Origin of the sequence: Micromonospora sp. NBC_01412, from assembly GCF_045040215.1 — a bacterium.
GTDB classification, from domain to species: Bacteria; Actinomycetota; Actinomycetes; order Mycobacteriales; family Micromonosporaceae; genus Micromonospora; species Micromonospora rubida.
In genome coordinates this window covers 3,715,044-3,733,883 of the sequence record NZ_CP109528.1, presented here as the reverse complement: position 1 = coordinate 3,733,883, position 18,840 = coordinate 3,715,044, and the positions used below count along the sequence as shown (strand labels likewise).

The 18,840-nt window shown below is 67.6% G+C and carries 13 protein-coding genes; 7 read left to right on the top strand and 6 right to left on the bottom strand.

Features of this window, described 5'->3' with window-relative positions:
- Positions 1-314: 314 nt before the first annotated feature.
- The 3 genes from OG617_RS17225 (at position 315) to OG617_RS17215 (ending at position 4,635) form a co-directional block, all read left to right on the top strand.
- Positions 315-1,010 (top strand): hypothetical protein, encoded by a 696-nt coding sequence (locus tag OG617_RS17225; protein ID WP_405103000.1) that lies wholly within the window; start codon positions 315-317, stop codon positions 1,008-1,010.
- A gap of 91 nt (positions 1,011-1,101) precedes the next feature.
- Positions 1,102-1,749, top strand: coding sequence for a hypothetical protein (locus tag OG617_RS17220; protein ID WP_405102998.1), 648 nt, complete (start codon positions 1,102-1,104; stop codon positions 1,747-1,749).
- A gap of 396 nt (positions 1,750-2,145) precedes the next feature.
- On the top strand, positions 2,146-4,635 hold the full coding sequence (locus tag OG617_RS17215) for a tetratricopeptide repeat protein (protein WP_405102996.1): 2,490 nt from the start codon (positions 2,146-2,148) through the stop codon (positions 4,633-4,635).
- A 111-nt stretch (positions 4,636-4,746) separates the two neighbouring features.
- Here OG617_RS17215 and OG617_RS17210 read toward each other — a convergent pair whose 3' ends face one another.
- Positions 4,747-7,008, bottom strand: coding sequence for an AAA family ATPase (locus OG617_RS17210; protein WP_405102994.1), 2,262 nt, complete (start codon positions 7,006-7,008; stop codon positions 4,747-4,749).
- A gap of 364 nt (positions 7,009-7,372) precedes the next feature.
- On the opposite strand from OG617_RS17210, the gene OG617_RS17205 reads away from it, so the two are divergent.
- On the top strand, positions 7,373-9,622 hold the full coding sequence (locus OG617_RS17205) for a hypothetical protein (protein ID WP_405102992.1): 2,250 nt from the start codon (positions 7,373-7,375) through the stop codon (positions 9,620-9,622).
- Here the strand turns inward: OG617_RS17205 and OG617_RS17200 are convergent.
- On the bottom strand, positions 9,604-10,755 hold the full coding sequence (locus OG617_RS17200) for an ISAs1 family transposase (protein WP_405094854.1): 1,152 nt from the start codon (positions 10,753-10,755) through the stop codon (positions 9,604-9,606). The two genes, OG617_RS17205 and OG617_RS17200, sit on opposite strands and share 19 nt — an antisense overlap.
- Before the next feature lie 210 nt (positions 10,756-10,965).
- Here OG617_RS17200 and OG617_RS17195 point away from each other — a divergent pair, with 210 nt between their 5' ends.
- Complete coding sequence (locus tag OG617_RS17195; protein ID WP_405102990.1) at positions 10,966-11,253, top strand: hypothetical protein; 288 nt, start codon at positions 10,966-10,968, stop codon at positions 11,251-11,253.
- 421 nt (positions 11,254-11,674) lie between these two features.
- Here the strand turns inward: OG617_RS17195 and OG617_RS17190 are convergent, their stop codons facing one another.
- Together OG617_RS17190 and OG617_RS17185 are read right to left on the bottom strand one after the other, a co-directional pair.
- Positions 11,675-12,052: a nucleotidyltransferase family protein gene (locus OG617_RS17190; RefSeq protein ID WP_405102988.1), complete on the bottom strand. Its 378-nt coding sequence runs from the start codon at positions 12,050-12,052 to the stop codon at positions 11,675-11,677.
- A gap of 282 nt (positions 12,053-12,334) precedes the next feature.
- Positions 12,335-13,069 carry a serine/threonine protein kinase gene (locus tag OG617_RS17185; protein ID WP_396683832.1) on the bottom strand — a complete coding sequence of 245 codons (735 nt, stop codon included), beginning with the start codon at positions 13,067-13,069 and terminating at the stop codon, positions 12,335-12,337.
- 104 nt (positions 13,070-13,173) lie between these two features.
- On the opposite strand from OG617_RS17185, the gene OG617_RS17180 reads away from it, so the two are divergent.
- Positions 13,174-14,022, top strand: a complete 849-nt coding sequence (locus OG617_RS17180; protein WP_405102985.1) for a hypothetical protein — start codon at positions 13,174-13,176, stop codon at positions 14,020-14,022.
- Positions 14,023-14,397: 375 nt separating this feature from the next.
- On the top strand, positions 14,398-16,641 hold the full coding sequence (locus OG617_RS17175) for a M4 family metallopeptidase (RefSeq protein ID WP_405102983.1): 2,244 nt from the start codon (positions 14,398-14,400) through the stop codon (positions 16,639-16,641).
- 57 nt (positions 16,642-16,698) lie between these two features.
- Here OG617_RS17175 and prfH read toward each other — a convergent pair whose 3' ends face one another.
- Positions 16,699-17,361, bottom strand: coding sequence for a peptide chain release factor H (gene prfH, locus OG617_RS17170; protein ID WP_405102981.1), 663 nt, complete (start codon positions 17,359-17,361; stop codon positions 16,699-16,701).
- Positions 17,358-18,557: an RNA ligase RtcB family protein gene (locus OG617_RS17165; protein ID WP_405102979.1), complete on the bottom strand. Its 1,200-nt coding sequence runs from the start codon at positions 18,555-18,557 to the stop codon at positions 17,358-17,360. Before OG617_RS17165 ends, prfH begins: the two co-directional genes overlap by 4 nt.
- Positions 18,558-18,840: the final 283 nt, after the last annotated feature.

The window sequence follows — 18,840 nt, the reverse complement described above, 5'->3', positions numbered from 1 at the left end:
AGTCAGCTTGCGCAAGGGAGAAGCGACCTGGCGTCCCTATGGGCCAGTAGGATTAGGATCGACCAGACTTGCAACATCAGGGGCCTGAGCCGTGAACGTGCGGGTCAGGCCCTTGGCGTGGGATGGCCTGGATAGAGGCTCTTCGAAGTTGAGCGGGGTTCGCGGTCGGCGGTGACCGCGCCTCCCGCCGGCGTCAGCATCGCGGGCGTCGCGGACACGGTCGAGGCGGTTGGCGAGCCGGGGAACCCGGCCGAGAGTGTCAAACGCGCCAGGCAGCATGAGTACGAACCCGGCCCGCGGACAGGAGGACCCCGGTGGCCAAGACGGCTGCAAGCGCGACCACCGGCACCGTCTACGTACTCAGAGACCCCCGCGACCTGCGCGTCTGTTACGTCGGCGCGACCACCGTCCCACTCGCCACTCGACTCAACGGGCATCTCAGCTCACCCGCGTCGGATGCGCTGCGGGCTTGGATCGCCGAGCTTAAGGCGGTCGGTCTCGTGCCGATGATCGAACCGCTCCGGGAAGGCGTGCCCGTCGCAGGGCTCGCCGTAGCGGAGACTGCCGAGATCCACGCCCGGACGTTGCGCCGTGAGCCGTTGCTGAATGTCAACGGTAAGGCCGCAGCACGGAGGATTCTCGCCGAACGCGAGGCGGAGAAGGCTCGTCGGCGCGAGTTGACTCACTGGCGGGCCACCGCCGCGCGGATCCGGGCCGTCGCCGGTCCGCTGCCTCCCGGTTTCGACACTGCAGTAATCCTGTCCGACGAGACCTGGGAGGCGATCCAGGAAGTCGCGGCCGTTCATGCGGCAATGCCCGCGCACAGCCGCCAAAACCTCTACACGAGATTTCTGACCCTGACCACTACCTGCCGGAGAGCGCGCGGTTGCTCGGGGAGTTCGGCCGCGCGGTCCGCGAGGCAGAAGGTCTCCTCTTGGACGACGCGTACCACCAGGTCGGTCTCGCCGACGACTGGGGCCGCTGGGAGGAGCAGGTCCGAAAGTGTGTGAAAGCGGCGGCGGGAATCAAGCACTTCACGAGCCGCTACGAAGCGGGCCGCTACCTCGCCCTCGTCCGGTGGTACCTCGCCGTCATGCCGCCGTGGCGGCGCCTCGCCTACCGCTGCGGCATCCCTGCGGCCGGCCCCGAATTCATGCCTGGGTCACGGATGAGGAGGACGTCCGCGAAGCCCTGCGCATTGTGGAGAAGCGTGAGCCCTTCATCGGCCGTGCCGCCGACGCCATCAGCGGCGGCGACCCATTCGAGCCCGGGCTCCTCGACATCCTCGACGCGCTCACCACCGTGTACAGCCGCCGGCGACTCGAACCTGGTGCCGTCGGGCCAGTACTGCGCCTCTTCGCCCGCCACGGCTGCCTCGACAAGAAGATGGCTGAGGCCCTACTCACCGTTGACCCGCACGCCCTCGACCACATCTACGGACCCGACCACGCCACCCGCATTGACCACGACCTCGACCTGCCTGCCGGCACCGCAGCCCAGGTCATTCGCCACCTCGGCGGACGCTTGAAACACAACGATGGCCTGCACACCCTCGTAAAACGGGTCGACGCCCAGCTCCCCGTCGCGGCCCTGCCCGACATCACCGACGACGGCATCCACACGCCCGGCGCCCGCGCCATCGTCGCCACCCTCATCACGACCGGCCGGATCAAGGCATCCGTCCCCGAAGCGACCGCCTACGTCACGATGGTGCGTGCTTGGTGGACACCACGACCGCCCCGCAACTAGGGCGTAGACCCGGACCCGGCACTATGAAGCCATGAGACGTGCACGCCGTTGGACGATCGTCGCTGTGGGAGGCGTTGCGGCGCTGGCTTCGGCGCTATCCGCCGTGCTGTTCGGACTCCGGGGTGTCGAAGTCGCCAGCTGGCTGGCAGGGGTGGCCAGCTTCGTGGTCGCGGTCGCGGCATTGTTGGTAGCGCGATCCGATGGTCCTGGCACAGACTCCGAGTCCGGGCCAGACCCAGCCATCTCCGTGCATGCCTCTGGTGCACGGTCGGTCGCGGTGGGTGGCCATGTCGGCGGGATCGTTTCCACAGGCGATGGCTTTTCGCCCCGTCAGCAGCGGTGAGCCCTCGACGGAAAAGTGAGGGGCTACCGACTACAGCCGAAACGCGGTCGTCGGTGGAGGCGGCCGGCGCGCAGTCGGTCGCGATCGGTGGCGATCTCGCCGGGATCGTCTCGACCGGGTCGGGCACAATTAACGTTCAGGTGGCGGCCGCACAGGCAATGGTCCTGCCTCCAGCCGCGATGCTGCCGCCCCGTCAGGTCGAGGCACCACCCGCTCTGATAAACCTTCCGGTACGTCCGGGGGTTTTCATCGGCCGCACTGCCCTGTTGGATCGCCTCGACGCGCATCTGACGGCACCGGCTGGAGTGGTAGTTCAGGCCGTGCATGGCCTCGGCGGGGTAGGCAAGAGCACCCTGGCTGCCCGGTGGGCAGCGGGCCGAACGAGCGATTTCAACCCGGTCTGGTGGATAGCGGCTGACACCCCTGCGGCGATCGACGCAGGCCTCGTTGGCTTGGCGGTCGCATTGCAGCCGGAATTGAGCGGACTGTTGCCGTCAGAGGCGCTCCGCGAACGCGCCGTGCAATGGTTGGCCAGTCACCAGGAGTGGCTGCTGATCCTCGACAACGTCACGGACCCCGCTGACATCACTGGGTTGCTCGCGCGTTGCCCAAGTGGCCGCTTCCTCGTCACCAGTCGGCGGGCCACCGGCTGGACCGGCCTGGCCGCCACAATCCGGCTGAAGGTGCTGGACCTCGATGAGGCGGTACAGCTGGTCGCCGCCACACTGCGGGACTCCTCTGACGAGCCGGACCTACCTGGCATAGCTGAAGTCTGCACGGAACTGGGATGCCTTCCCCTCGCGGTCGAACAGGCCGCTAGTTTCATGTCGGAGGCTGGGATTCCGCCTCGCGACTACCTCTCGATGCTCGCCGCCTACCCCGCGACCATGTACTCAGCAGCTGGCGAGGGGCGGGACGCTGAACGGACCATCGCCCGGATCTGGCGCGTCACCCTCGACCGTTTCGTTGACCAGCCACTCGTCGCCCACACACTGAGGGTACTGGCCTGGTACTCCTCTGAAGCGATTCCCCGGACCTTACTCGATGGGTTGGCCGCACCACCGGCCATCGCCAAGGCGATCGGTCGGCTTGCCGCCTACAACATACTCAACATCGACGTCGACGCCGGGACCGTGACCCTGCACCGGCTGGTGCAAGCTGTCGCCCGTACGGTTGATCCGGATGACCCGCACAGGCAAGCAGACGACATTGAGGCGGCACGGCAATTCGCGGTCCATGCCCTCATCGCTGCTCTTCCCAGCGACCGGCACGATCCGGCATCGTGGCCGGCATACCGCTCCCTGCTCGTTCACGTCGAAGCGTTCGCCCGGCATTCTCCTCAGCACCCCGACTCAGTCACCGGCGTCCTGCTCACCGGGCTCGGCGCCTTCCTAACCGAGCAGGGCGCCGTGCACCGGGCCACCATGCATCTCGAACGGGGCGTGGCCGCCCTGCGCGATGACGAGGAGCACGGTCCTCTAAGCGTGCTGGGTGCCCAGACACTACTGGCCAAGGCCTACCTGGCCGCCGGCGACCTGAAGCGGGCGGTTTCGCTACACGAGCAGATCCTCGCCGAGACTCGGCGAATCGTCGGTGACGACAATACCCGGACCATAACTGCTGCCAACAACCTCGCTGCCTCCTACCGGGCGGCGGGCAGCCTCAAGCGTGCGCTTCCGCTGCTCGAACAGACTCTCGCCAACAGCCGTCGAGTCCACGGTGACAACAACCCCAAAACACTGGCCGTAGCCAACAACCTGGCCTCCGTTCTTGAGGCCAAGGGCGATCTGAAGCGTGCAATCGACCTCCAGGAACAGATCGTGACGGGGTACGTCGAACTCCTTGGTGGCGACCACCCGAACGCTCTGACCGCTCGGAACAACCTGGCCTGCTCGCTGGCGAGGGCCGGCGAACTGCAGCGAGCGACGTCTCTTCACGAGGAGGTACTTGAGGGTCGTCGCCGGGTACTCGGCGACGACCACCCGGCCACGCTCGCATCCGCAAATGATCTAGCGGGTGTTTATGAGGCCGCCGGGGATAGGGTGCGAGGCTTCAAGCTCTACCGACGTACGTACGACGACCGTCGCCGCGTTCTCGGTGAGGAGCACCCCGACACCTTGACTTCTGCCAGCGACCTTGCCGATACATACATCCAGATTGGCAACTTCGCCCGTGGCATCCCCTTGAACGAGAAGACACTGGCGGCGCGCCGTCGGATTCTTGGCGACGACCACCCAGACACGTTGCAGTCCGCGAGTAATCTCGCGGATGCCTACGCTGCGGCCGGCCGCCCGGACAAAGCTGTCCCATTGAGCGAACGGGCCTTGGCCGGCCGTCGCAGAGTCCTCGGCGAACACCACCCCCAGACTCTGATCTCGGCGGTACACGTCGCCTGCGCCTACCACCTCGATGGACGCGCCGACCAGGCATACGCCTTGGCCGAACAGACATACGCAACCGCTCTTCGCGTTCTTGGGGCGGGCCATCCACAAACGCTGAAAGTCGCGCTGCTACGCGCCACGCTGGCCAAACTTCGGCGCTAACTTAGTCACTGCGGTTTGCTCCCGTCGGCCGCGTCCGGTTGCCCAGCGCACTGCCTCTATCGTCCAAGACATACAGCACCTCGCGGCTCGTATCCGGCCAGAGCCCGGCCGTCATAACATGTCGTTCACTGCGATAACTAGCTCTTTGATGGCCTGCTGATAGCGTGGATGGGGTTCGTCGCCGGGCTCGCAGCATGCGAGGACCTCAGTGAAGAATGTTGTTGGATGCTGCTTGGCCCTTGACAGGCCCATAGCCTTAAGCGCCCACTTCTTGAACGGCACGAACGCTGTCGAGTCATCCTGCTCAGCGCGCCATCGCTGGAGGAGGGCGTCCCAGCCGGGGAACACTGCGTCAGGGAACGCTCGGCGGACGGCTGCCTCTGGGAGTGCGCAGACTACGTCGGGGGCGTCGTAACGAACAAACCGCATCGAGTCACCGAGTTCACGGGCGAGGTCCAGCAACGCCCGCTCGGCCTTGTTCGGCATGGGGAGGTGCTCCAGTTCCTCGCGGGAATTGCCGCGGATCTCATCTAGGAGTGCGATGACGGGTAGACCCAGGGCCGGGATGACTGCGGCATCGGCCATCCCGCCGAGTTCGTTGCTGCCCTGTAGCGGCACTACCAGCACCCGCTGCTGCGCCAACTGTGTCCCGTAGAAATGGTGCAGCAGCCGGCGGTCCCATTCGCCTTCTACGATCGTGACGGCCCGGGTGAGCTGGGCTAACGCATCACGGCCTAACCCAAGGTCGAAGCCGAGGTCCCGTGCCCGGCCGATCGCGTCCATCCCATGGACGGCTGGTAACGGCCGCACCTCAGTTGCGCCGCCTACTCGGGTGACCTGGCAGGTGGTCACTTGGTGCGGAGGAAGCGTCACGAACACCGGGGAATGCGTGGCGACGACGACAGCATGATGACGCTGGGCCTGCTCCAGGCACCATACTACGACCTCGTTCTGCGCTGCCGGATGCAGGTGTTGTTCCGGTTCGTCGATAAGCAGGATCTGCGGCGTCCGGGAGGATGGGTTCTCCGCGCGAGAGTCTGCTGCGAGTCGTACTGCGGTTGCCACCCAGCGGCGTACGCCGGCTCCAAGATCGGCGAGCGGGACGACTGATGCGAGGGCACGCTGTGGGGTCGTGAAGCCGACAACACCGATAGATCCGCCCCAGGCCGCCACCGGTCGCTCTGGCGTGTAGCGGTGCTGCTCGAAGGTGATGCGGCAGCGGCTCGTCGCAGCGTCCCACTGCGGCACCGGCCGGATGCTGAGTCGCACTGACCCCTGGGCCGCGACGAACGGGATCAGGCGCTGGTTCGCCTCGGCCTCAATTGCATCGAGGGCTCGGAGCAGGTCTGGACGCACCCGGACCCACTCGTCTTCTTGTTCGAGCCAGTCGGAGCTGCCGGCATAGACGAACCCGTCGTCGTTCGCATCTTTCCCGGGGTGATCGTAAGCCGACAAAGGATCGACGCGGCCCCCGTGATCTGGGTGCAGGCACTCCTCGCAGACCAAATCGTCCGGCTGGTCTTCGGGGTCGTCGTATGGCCGGTGGAACATGCGGTCATGAACGGCCTCGACCGCTCGGTCGAGAAATTGCTCTACGGCTACAGGATCACCGTTGACCACACGGACCCCGCCGAGTTCCGTTGTGATCCACGTAAAGCCGGCGGCAGCGGTCGGGTGCTCGACCGCTGGGCCTCGGGTGAGGGCCGTCAACGGTGGCCAGCGACCTGTCCACAAGGTAAGCACGCCGACGAGGTCAGACAGGGCGCCCCTGGTGAGCAGCGGACCGATCCGGTGGGCCAGGGCCATGATCTGCTTGCCAGAGTCAGGCAGTCGATCACAGGAGAGTTCGACTTTGAAATCCTCCTGAACAATAAGGACCGGCTCTGTAAGCAGCAAATCGATCAGCCGGTTCGCGTCGTCGGCCACGTCCAGAGGCACAGGTGCCACCAGCGTGCGGCGGACGACGTCGTAACAGCCCTTCAGCGTTTCCTGGGCGGCTTCGTCGTACAGGTCGCCTCCGTACAGCCACCAGGCGCTTCCGCAGTAGGCACCGATCCCCTCCGTGATTTCTGACGGACGAAGCCCTTCCTTCCATGGCCAAATCAACATCTGCCGCAGCGTCTCGCTGTCGGTGCCGCTCCCGTCTACGTCGATGTCGAAGGCGACGGTCAGACCGACCCTTGCCCTCATCGCCACGGCACTGTCTCCACGGCGCAGAGCGTTGCGGGCTACGGGGTCGTGGAATCCGATTGCCTCGATCAGGTTCGTCTTGCCGGATCCGTTGGGGCCGAGGAGGACTGTCAATCCGGAGAGGGGAACTTCCACCTCGCCGATTGACTTGTAGTCCGAGACGATCGCACCGACGACGCGCATGGTACCTCCACGGCTAATCCCGGGTGTGACGTACGACAGTAGCGTCATCAGAACGAGCACGTGAGTGAGCGCCATGGACGCTGGAGGTGCGACCCAACGCCCATCTACAAGGACGCGGCAGCGGCTCGTGGTGACGGCAGGATCTAGCGATGGCCGCCCACGCGTGGCTGGTCGTGACCCGATCCCACGACGATGTCCTGCGCCGGTGATGCGGACACGGCGGCTTCGGCTGATGTTTGACACCTGGTTGATGGATGTGTCGCACCGCGAGGGCGGTGAGGAGTCTTCGGATCTCCCGGTACGGTGAAGCCGGTCACCGCGGTCGTCGGGGCTGGTTCCCCCATTACAGTCAGAGGATTCGAGGATGTTCACCGCCGCACCCTTGGTCGCCCAGATTGGGCTCTCGGCGCCTCGCGTCGTAGTGGTCTTCGACGGAGGCGAGGATTGGCAATACTGGGCTCGCCTGGCTCTTCATGCGGCGACACGGCTGTCGGGCGGACGTGGCTTTCTTCTCGTTCCTCACGTTGGCGGCTTCGTGGAGCCGGCACTGCTGCGTGCCGCCCGGACGTATGACCCGGACTACGTCGTGTTGCTCAACACCACGCTCGGCCAGCAGGAGCGCGCCGCGCCTGGGACCGTCCCGCTGAGTGTTGATGGCCGCGTCGTCGATGGTGAGGAGCGGGTACGCCTGCTGGAACAGGTATCGGATGTGCAACGCGACGATCCGGCTGGAGAACGGGCTCGTCAGGCGGTTGCCGAAGCGTGCTCACCGTATCGTCGTCGAGAGAACGGGACGGTCGAGGAACGTCTCGTGTCACTCGGCCTCGGTGACGCTGCCGCCCCGCTTACACCGTTGTCGGCCATCCCGCACGTGGCAGGTGGTCCCTACCTGTCTGCTCCGCCCAGGTGGGGTGGCGCCTTGGGCGTGATGGTCGCGGCACGGTGCGGCATCTTCGATGAGCCCGAGTCCGGTGAGGCACCGGTCCTCGGCGAGACGAAACAGCAGCAGTTGCTGGAATGGCTACTTCTCGATGACAGCCCTCTCACTGGTGGGCCGCCCGAGGCGTTGCTCGGAGACCTGCTTGCCCCTTTCCGCGACGGCGACGACGCGCTTCGCAGCGGGACCGCGTTCCAGCGCACGACCTACGGCCTGGGCCAGGTGAGCTTCGGGCACCGGCCCCATAACCACGTCACCTTCGTGATCGGTGACAGCGCGGCCGACTTCGCTGCTGCGTACGCCCGTGAGTTGATGTACGGGGACGGGTGGTGGTTACCCAGCGAGCTCTCCCCCTGTGGCACTAACACCAAAGCCGAGCGGATGCGTCTTCTGCTCCAGAACGCAGCCGTGACCAAGAGCGCATACCGTCGTGGCCGCGTCACTGTATGCACCGCATCGGCGACTGCCGAAGCAGTTGCCGCGACCGTTGAGGCGCTGCGCACGCCTGCAATCGAGTTGGTCAGCTCTACCGGTACTAGCCAACGGCAGCTATACGAGAAGGCCGTCGTGTCAGGCGACCTCGGCTTTCCTCGCAGCGGTGCAATGGGTTACGCCTTGGAAGCGGACCTCGACCACCCGGTAGCCATCCCGGCCGCAGCTGACGAGGATGGCACGGTCACCATGCTGTCACCGACTCCGGCGCCCGACGTTTCCGACTCATGGCTTCGAGAATCGGCCGAGCTGACATGGCAGGTCGAGGTTCGTCCGGAAAGCCTAGGTGCGCCTCCCGGACGAGGGCTGGACGGTAGCCACCTGCTCGCCCCAGGAACGAACCCATACTTGACCTGGGTGCGCAGCGGCCGCTACGGCACGAGGTTCGAGTCGCACCGGTACGACTTTGTCGCGGCTGGGACACCCAGGCTGTCCCGCTTGGCACGGCCCAAACTTCGCGAGCTATCCCTGCGGCAATGGGCCGACTGTCTCGCCGGGCAGCAAGAAAAGTCGGTACGACTCTCGGACGCCGGCCGGCGAGCCGAGGTACTCGCCAGGCTCCTAGGCGGACGCGAGCAGCTTGCGGCGACCTTCGCTGGGCCACTGCTGCCCGTCCTTTGCGGCTTTCTCAGCGAAGAGCCGGCAACCAGAGATCGTTACCCCGGCGGGGAGGGCGTCGTGCTCCACGCCGCAGGCACCAACGACGCCGGCTACGAGGGCTACCTGACCTTCGACGGCATGAAGAGCTTCGACCCACGCGGCGACGAGAACGCTTTGGCCATCGACGTCGATTCTATGGTCACGGCCCGACTGCTGATACGCGGCATCATCGTCGACTGCAAAGTATGCGGCCGCGTCAACTTCATCAGCCTCGACCGGGCCGGGGGAACCATCACCTGTCCTCGGTGCCAGGCCAGCAACCCACTGACCAGCACGAGATGGCGCCAACCGGTCAGCGGTCCAACCTGGTACTTCGACCTGCACCCAGTCGCCCGCGATCTTCTCCGGAACAACGGAGAAGTCCCCCTCCAGCTTGCACATCATCTGCGAGCCCAGGCACGTCGCTACACCGACTCCGCCGAGTTCGAGCTGTGCAATAGCTCAGGCTCCGCGCTCGTCGAACTTGACCTCCCCGCATACGCCGACGGGCAGGTGATCGTCCAGGGTCATTGCATTCTGGGGTAACTGCTGGTCACGGCGGTGATCAGGTCGTGTGATCGGCGGTTGGCTTGGCGGGTGGCGCGGGCGATGTTGGTCGCGCCGGTGATGCGGTGCCAGCCGATCGCGGTGTTACGCAGCGTTGCGATGACGGCGGGTCCGTTGCCTGTCCGGGCCTGGTGGAGGTCTTCATGGAACGTCACGTCGCGTACGTGATGGAGGCGGTTCTCGATGTGCCAGTGCCGGCGGATCCAGGTCTGCAGGTCACGGGGCAGTGCCTGGCCTGCGGGCAGTGACACGGTCAGGTAGGCGGTCTCGCGGCTGGTCTTGCCAGCGACGATGCGGGTGCGGGTGATCCGCACGGCTTGCTGGGCGTGCGGGAAGGCGATGCCGCCGGGCGTGGCGACGGTGACGGCTTTGACGGTGCGGGTCTCGCGGCGGCCGTGACCGCGGTCGCGGGTCCGGTCACCGACCGGGATCTGCGCCCAGGGCAGCCGTTTGAGCTGCTTGAACAGGGTAGGCTGGTTGGCCTTCACCTGTACGAGCAGGTGCGCTCGGCGGGCGGTGACCTCGTCGGCGTGCCCGGTCTGGGTGTGCAGGGCGTCGGCGATGAACAGCACCCCGGCCAGGGTGCCGAGCACCGTCTCGACGGCGTCGAGCAGCGGGGCGAACGCCGGGATCTCATTGCTCTTGGCGTCCACGGTGACCTGGGCGAGCACGATCCCGGTGGTGGTGTCCAGCGCGGACAGCAGATGCACCTGGCGGCCGTCGCCCGTTCGGGCGCCGCGCAGTGTCTTGCCGTCGATGGCGATCACCGTGCGGTACCGCCTCGGCCTGGTCACCTCGACGGGATTGCGGGTGCGCAGCCAGCCGGCCAGGACGTTGCCGAGCAGCGTGTCGTCGAGGCGCGTCAGGGTCCGCCAGACAGTGCTGCCGACCGGCACTCCTGCGGTGAACCCGAGCCGTTCCTGGGCGCGTTCGTCCAGGTCGTGCAGCCAATCCGTGATCGCGGCGAACGACGACGCCCCGGCCATGACGGCGCAGACCGCCACCGCCAGCAGCGCGGTCAGCGGGTAACGCACGCCTCGTGGGTCGCGTGGATCAGGAACAGCGGCGAGCGCGTGCAGCAGACCGCGGTGTTCACCGTCGGTGACTGGCACGGCCTCGGCGATGGAGGTGGGTGCTGCTACGGCCAGTGCAGGGATGAGAGATGATGTCATCGGCGGGTGGGGTCTTCCTCGGAGTCGTGAAGCGTCGCAACTCCATGATCACCGATGCGGCCTCACCCGCTCCTTACGCCTCCACAGAGGCCGAACTCGTCTCGAAACTCCTGGTCAACGGCCCGCTGGCCGACTATGCAATCGCCCTGGGTGATCGTCGCGGAGGCGAAGAGCAGCCGGACGCTCGGCGACCGCCCACCAAGGGAAGCAAAGAAGAAGGTGGAGGCGGCTGATACCTTTCAGGCCGACCAGCTCATCTTCGCCACAACCGAGACGGCTTGGGAGAGCAGAAGTCTTTCAGCAATCCATAACGCCGTCCACCAACACAGCTGGGCAAGCGGCGAGCCACCGGCCCTCCGAATCATCACCGCCCTCGGCCTAAATACTTGCCAGGACCAGCGAATGGATTATCAGGACGGCCAGCTTTCGCCCTGGTGAAGCAGTCGCCCGCACCGACGTCTGGACGCGCCCTGTAAACCTCCAACCAGCGAGCACAGCAACACGCTGCTGCGACCGAACTCAAGGGAAGGGAAATAAAGAATCCGCAGGCGGTCGGCCTGCGGACACCGGCGGAGCGTCGGGTTAGGAAACCGATGCTCTATCCCCTGAGCTACGGGGGCGCGAGTCGTCAGTCTAGCGACCCGGGCGTTCACCTGGGGTGGCAGGGAGTGGCCCACGTTCGCCCACGTCACCCGCACCCCTGTTCTCCCAGCCCAGGACCACACCCCGAGCACACGAACCCCGGTTTGCGACCGGCAGTCGCCACGGGGACCCGCGCTGGCACCGGTCGACCCGCGTTGGCATCCGCTGGCGAGCACACACCGCGCACATCACGAAAGATCATGGGGCGCCGCCCGCTCTACCGGCCCCGGGGTCGCCGGCATCCCTCCGCGTGCTTCGAGCGCTGGCTCAGGTCACGACGCGGACGCCGGGGCCAGCGTTCGGCGGGGCGGTGGCGGGCGAGTCGTTGCCGGGATATCTCCGGGCTGACCCTGGTCGGGTTGCGTCGCCACACCCCGTCGAGCAGGTCATCCAGACCGTGCGGTGCACAAACCCCCATCTGATCGTGTGCGTCGAGACGCACGGCCACGGCGGTGGCGTACTCGGGCCAGGTGACGACCGCGTCGGCGATGGTGCGCAACGTGGCCACCGGGCCCCCGCCGAAATTCGCCGGATACCAGGTGTGCACGGCCGCCTGGTTCTTCGCCTCCCACGGCGGATCCGGCCAGGCCACCACCAGCCGCCGGGTGCCTGGTGGTCATACTCCCGGCTCAGGTCCGCCGGTCGAGAAAAGGCGACATCGACGTCACGCACCGATGAAGGGTCGACGCCGCCGCCGTGGCCGGCGCCCCGCGCCGATGCAGGACTCCGACAGGCCGGAGTCCTGGATCGATACCCGGTGCCCGGATCAGCCACGGGCTGCGCTGGATCAGGTCCTGCAGCTCGTCCTCCCGCGCGATGCCACCCTGGGCCGGGGACCTGTCAGCTCACGGGGGTGTGCGACGGGTTTTGGCGGGCGTTACAGGTTCGGCAGGGTGGTGCGCCAAGCTGCGGCGAGTGCTGCCACATCGGAGTATCGGTCGGCAGGTGTCGTGGTGGTGGCGCCTACGGCCACCTGTTGCTGGCTGCGGGAGCCGCGCCAGCCGTGTGAGGAGTCGAGGAGGTGGTGGATGGTTCGTCCTAGGGTGTAGACGGTGGTGCGCTGGTCGATGACGGCACCACGGACGAATTCTTCGGGGGCCATGTAACGGCGGGATCCGGGGAGGCGGTCGGTGTCGAGGGTGAACGGCCCGGGGCGGTACTCGTCGAGGTCGATCAGGCGTAGTTGGCGGGCGTGGAAGTCGTAGAGGAAGCAGCCGTCGTAGAGGTCGACTGCGACGTAGCCGGCGGCGGTGATGGCCAGGTGCGCGTCGAGGATGGTGTCGATGGCCGCTTCGACGTCGCGCAGGGGTAGTTGCTGGAAGCGGTGCAGTGCGCTGCGATCCGAGCCGTGGGTGGTGGCGTGGTTCAGCACGCTGCCGTCATGCCACGGGTAGACCAGGATCGGCCCGTCGAGGAGGTGTTCGGGGCGCACGATCGCCGGGTGCCGGGCCACGGCGTGGAACCGGGCGGCCCGCAGCAAGGAACGGCGGCTCTGCACGGTGGTGGCGGTCTTGATGAACCAGCAACGTCCGGACGCCTCAACGCCGTAGGAAACGCACCCCGAGCCCTGGGCGTCAAAGACCGCGAACGCGGAGTCCAGGGGTAGTTCCATCACGTAGGGAGAGTAGGGCCGTATCCCCTTCGCAGAGCTCGAATGCCGTCTGGAGCGGACGTGGCGAGTCGCATGGTTGTGGCATCGTGTCCCCGGAGGGGGAGGTGACGCAGGTGGATGTGTCGTCCGCGCCGACGAGGTACGCCGAAGCGTTGCTGTTCGCCGCCGAGGTGGTCGATGCGGCCACCCGTCCTCCACACGGTGACCACGGCGAGGAAGTGCTACGCGATCCCTACGCGCAGGAGATGCTGAGACATCAGAGCGACTGGTCGTGGTGCGACAACCGGCAGGATGTCGACCTAGCCGCCAGCGGGGCGCTGCGCGCCACCGTCGAGTACGTCGCCCATCGTCACGGCATAGCGCTGCCCAACCGCACCGGTCGCGCCTATGAACGCTGGCCTGACGTCGATGACCGCCTGGCCCGGCTGGAGTCGGCGCTGCGCTTCGCCGTCGAAGCCGCCGAGCAGGCCTGGCCCCACCGGCTGCAGCAGGTCTTGGCCCCCTGGGTACGGCAACGCCTCGCCACGCTGCTGGCCACCGCCGCCCGGGCGGAAGGGCTGGGCAGTCTGGACGCCCGCGTGCGGCGCGCGGTCGTGCTGGCCTGGCAGTACCGGTCGGTGCGGTACGAGCTGTTCGCCGACCACCACTGGCAGGGGCGACCACCAGCGCCGTGGTGGTGCCTCGACGGCACGCTCGCCGTCCGCTCGCCGTTCGACGGCTACGCCACAACCCAGGTGCCGTCCTACGCCCTGCACATGACCCACCTCGACCTCACTGCGGGGCGAGGCGAAGGTGAGCTGACCGTCGCCTATTCCGGCACCGTCCCGCTGACGTCATACCCGGTCGCTGTCACCGATGGTGTGCCGACGCTGCCCACCGACATGGAGGTCGGGCACCGGACGGCGGTGGCCGACGCGCTGTCGGCCTTCGGCCTCACCCGCGCCGAAAAATAGGGACCGACCTCGTCAGGCCGGTAGGCCGGGCTTACCCTTGTCGGTCAGGGTGTCCTTACGCATGTAAAAGTTGACGTCGACGTAGGTCTCCGGCTCCGCAGCTCCGCGCCATAGTGACGCGTGATACCTCCAGCAACAATCGACGCCCGGGGCGAGCCGAGCGGAGTGGCTACAGGCGTTCGGGCGGACACCTACCGGGACCACGCCAGCATCAGGCCGTCCACACCACCCTCACGCAGTTCGGTGACCATACCGCCGAAAGCATGGGGAATTCGGTATAGAGCGATGCACCTATGCCTCTTCCCAGGCTCTCCCGCGACGGACGATGATCTCGACATCGATCGATGCGTAAGCATCTCGGATTGGGAGGTCGATTTGAGATCAGCCCTTGCGCTGGCCAGCATCACCGCGCTGGTCAGCAGCGGTCTCGTGGTCACCGCCACGAGTGTGTCCGCCGCCCCGCCACCCACGCCGGCCCCCGCGCTGGTCACCGCCGCCGACGCGGCGCTGAAGGGGAACGCCCGGACCGTCAAGGCCTCGGCGAAGGACCGGTACGCCGTCCACAGCAGCAAGCGGGACGCGAACGGCGGCGGCGTGGTCCGCTACACCCGCACGTACGACGGGCTCCGCGTCTACGGCGGGGACTTCGTCATTCGCACCGAGGCCGACGGCGACTTCGCCGGCAGCTCGGTCGGCCTGACTGCCCCGCTGAGCCTCGGCACCACCCCGAAGGTCAGCGCCGGACGGGCCCAGAAGGCGGCGACCGCCGAGTTCTCCGGCAAGGTCACCGCCACCGGCGAGGCGGAGCTGTTCGTCGACGCCAGCAGCGGGACGGGGCGGCTCGCCTGGGAGACCGTGGTGACCGGCTGGGCGCCGGACGGGCAGACCCCCTCGAAGCTGCACGTCATCAGCGACGCGCTGACCGGCACACTGATCGGCTCGTACGACGAGATCGAGTCCGTCACCGGCAGCGGCACGGGCATCTACACCGGCGCGGTCAGCGTCGACACCACGCTCTCCGGCAGCACGTACCAGATGATCGACCCGGTGCGCGGCAACGGCCGTACCTGTGACATGAACAACGGCACGTCGACCTGCACCACGTTCACCGACGCCGACAACGTCTGGGGCACCGGCGCCAACACCAACCGGCAGTCCGCCGGCGTCGACGCCCACTTCGGCGCCGCGATGACGTTCGACTACTTCAAGAACGTGCACGCCCGCAACGGCATCTTCGGCAACGGCACCGGCGTGCCGAGCCGGGTGCACTACGGCAACGCCTACATCAACGCCTTCTGGGACGGCGCCCAGATGACCTACGGCGACGGCGCCAGCAACGCCCGGCCGCTGGTCTCCATCGACGTGGCCGGCCACGAGATGAGCCACGGCGTCACCGACAACGTCGTTCCCGGCGGCCTGACCTACTCCGGTGAGTCCGGCGGCCTCAACGAGGCCACCAGCGACATCTTCGGCAACATGGTCGAGTTCTACGCCAACGCGCCGAGCGACCCGGGCGACTACCAGGTCGGCGAGAAGATCAACATCAACGGCAACAACACCCCTCTGCGCTACATGTACAACCCGACGCTGGACGGCTCGTCGCACGGCTGCTGGTCGACCGGCACCAACGGCATCGACGTGCACTACTCCTCGGGCGTGGCCAACCACTTCTTCTTCAACCTGGCCGAGGGCACCGGCGCCACCGGGTACGGCACCTCGCCGCTCTGCGGCACCGCTGCCCCGATGACCGGGATCGGCCGGGCGAAGGCGGAGAAGATCTGGTTCCGCGCCCTGGACGTGTACTTCGTCTCGAACACCCGCTACGTGAACACCGCCCAGCCGACGAACACCGCGCGGCTGCACACCCTGTCGGCCGCCACCGACCTGTACGGCCTCTGCAGCACCGAGTACAAGGCGGTGATGGCCGCCTGGACCGCGGTGAACGTGGTTGGCTCCGAATCCTGTGCCGCCAACGACTTCTCCGTCTCGGTCGCCCCGGCGTCGCTGACGATCGACCCGGGCGCCTCGGCCACCACCACGGTCAGCACCGCGGTCATCCGCGGCACGGCCGAGCAGGTGACCTTCTCGACCGGCCCGCTGCCGGCGGGTGTGACCGTCTCGTTCAACCCGCCGTCGGTCACCGCCGGTGGGTCGACCACGCTCACGGTCAGTAGCACCGCCACGGCCGGCAGCGGTTCCTCCGCGATCACCGTGATCGGCACCTCCCCCTCGGTCGCCCGCACGAGCACCCTGAACCTGACGGTGAACGGGCTGCCGGGCTGCTCCGGCACGAACGGGACCGACGTGACGATCCCCGACAACACGACGGTGGAGAGCGCGATCGTGATCAGCGGCTGCGCGGCGACCCCCTCCACGACGAGCAAGGTCGAGGTGCACATCGCGCACACCTACATCGGTGACCTCGTGGTCAGCCTCGTCGCACCTGACGGCAGCGCGTACGTGCTGCACAACCGCTCCGGCAGCAGCACCGACAACATCGACCAGACCTACACCGTGAACCTCTCCACGGAGACCGCGAACGGGACCTGGCGGTTGCGGGTCCAGGACGCGGCGAGCATCGACACCGGCTACCTCAACAGCTGGACCCTGACCCTCTGACCGTACCGGCGTGAAAGCGGGCCACCCCGGTCGTCCGGGGTGGCCCGCTCCGCGCGTTCAGTCCCGGGCCGGCGCCACCCCGGCCCGTTCGGGCAGGTCCTGTTCCGCGGTTCCCGGACGTTCGACGCGGGTGGGGTTGCCGCGTACGAGCTCATCGTGGATCTGCCGGCGGGCGGCGGTGGCGGCGCGCCGTGCCGCCTCGTCGCCGTGCTCGATGCGTTGTCGCAGCAGTTGCAGGGCGAGGCGGCGATTGAGGCTGAAGTGCCGCTCGGTGTCCACCACGACGACGATCCCCGAGGGGCGGTGGGTCGCCCGCACCGCCGTGCTGGCCTTGTTCCGGTGCTGACCACCGGGCCCGCCGGTGCGGCAGGCGACGATGTCGACATCCGCTTCCGCGAAGGTCGTACGCGTGGTGTCGACCTGGCACGGTTGCGCGATGACGTACCAGTTCTTTCGGCCGGTGTTGGCCCGGTAGGGGCTGGGGGCCTGCCAGCACAGGGTTCCGGTCCACGAGGCAGCGAAGGCCCCGGCGGCGGCTCCGGAGATCCGGACCAGGACCGATCGGTAGGTGCCGGGCCGCTCACCGGGAACGGTCTGCACCCGATCAGTCCCCAGATTCTGCCGGGTGGCGTCGGCTTCCAGGCGGCGCAGCAACCGGGCCAGCGCCCAGGCGCACTCCTGCGGGCCGCGCCCGGCCGACAGGAGCAGGTGGGTGTTCACGGCCGGCCTCGCTCGCGGCGGTGGTCCCTGCGATCCCGACGAGGTGTCGACCCGAGGTCGGGTGTCTTGTAGGTGACCAGGGGCACCGTGGTGGCCACGGGCGTGGCCAGGTCGTGGTCGACAAGGTCGGCGATCACCTGCTCGATGCGTTTGTAGGCCGTTGGTGCCTCCTCGAAGAGCAGTTGGCGGTCGCCGCACACCACCAGCGACCCCACCGGCGTGCGGCGCAGCTCCTCGACCGTGTGCTTGGCCCGGCCCCGGCGCAGGGCGTCGGCGCGCGACATCTTGCGGCCCGCGCCGTGCGCCACGGAATGGTTGGCATCCGGCCCGGCGTGGGCGGCCACAAGGTAGGAGGGGGTGCCTCGCGTACCGGCGATGAGCACGTCGCGGCCGTCACCCGGCGCCGCCCCCTTACGGTGCAGGTAGACCCCGTCGCGGATCTCGACCAGGTTGTGGCACTCGTCGACGATCGGCTCGGTGGGCTCGGCTCCCAGGGCATGGGCGACCCGGGCGGCCATCAGCCGCCGGTTGAGCGAACCCCAGCGTACGGCGTCGTCATGCATCGCCAGGTAGGCGGCGGGGTCAGGGGCGGGGGCCGCGCCGTGGACCGAGGTGTGCGCCCGCAGGATCCGCTCGCCCAGCCCTCGGGAACCGCTGTGGACGATGAGGACGAGGTCGCCGGGGGCCAGTCCGAGGCGGCTCGCCTGGCCTGGTTCGAAGACGGTCTCGATCCGCGCCAGCTCGACGAAGTGGTTACCCCGGCCGACCGTCCCGAGGCCCTCCAGGTGACCGGCGGGAACATCGCCCTCCACCACGGCCCAGGCCGGGTCGTCGGCATCCCGTTCGGGGTCCAGCGCGTGGTCGAGGTCGGGGAACCGGGCGGCGAGCTTCTCGGGTACGGCGCGCTTGAGCTCGATGGGGAACACGGCGATGCCGCAACCGATGTCGGAGCCCACCAGGAACGGGTACAACACGGTCGACGCCATGGCCGCACCGATGGGTGCGCCCTTACCGGGGTGCAGGTCCGGCATGGCGGCGACGTGGATCATGCCGTCGAGGGTGGCCACCTGGTGGCACTGCGCGAGGGCGTCGGACTCGATCCAGCTCGTGGGGGAGGCGAACACGGCGACGGTGGCCGGGCCCAGGGACGGGGTGGACTGCGGCAGGGGCTCCTGCCGGGAGTGTCGCTGGGACAAGGACGCTCTCTTCGCTGAGAAGGGCATGGGCGGACGGCATTACGGCGCGGGTCGGCGCCGTGGGGCCTCGAAGCAACGCAGGTGCTGTCCGTCAGAACGTCATGGACACCACGTTTCCCTGAGTCGGCCCCGCGCAGCAAGCGGTTTTCGGCCGGCCCGGAGCACGTCTCGTCGGTTCTCCTGGATTACGCACCCAATCGGCGGGTAGCCGGGGCAGGTTGGCAAGGCGTGGCCCGGGAGGTTCCTTGACAGTGACCGCCGCTTTCTTCGAGCAGTTGGCGCG

Excerpts from the sequence above, each read along its gene's own strand:
- OG617_RS17210 (WP_405102994.1), bottom strand. The coding sequence starts at position 7,008 with ATGCGCGTCGTCGGTGCGATCGTCTCGGACTACAAGTCAATCGGCGAG.
- OG617_RS17205 (WP_405102992.1), top strand. The coding sequence starts at position 7,373 with ATGTTCACCGCCGCACCCTTGGTCGCCCAGATTGGGCTCTCGGCGCCT.
- OG617_RS17185 (WP_396683832.1), bottom strand. The coding sequence starts at position 13,069 with ATGGAACTACCCCTGGACTCCGCGTTCGCGGTCTTTGACGCCCAGGGC.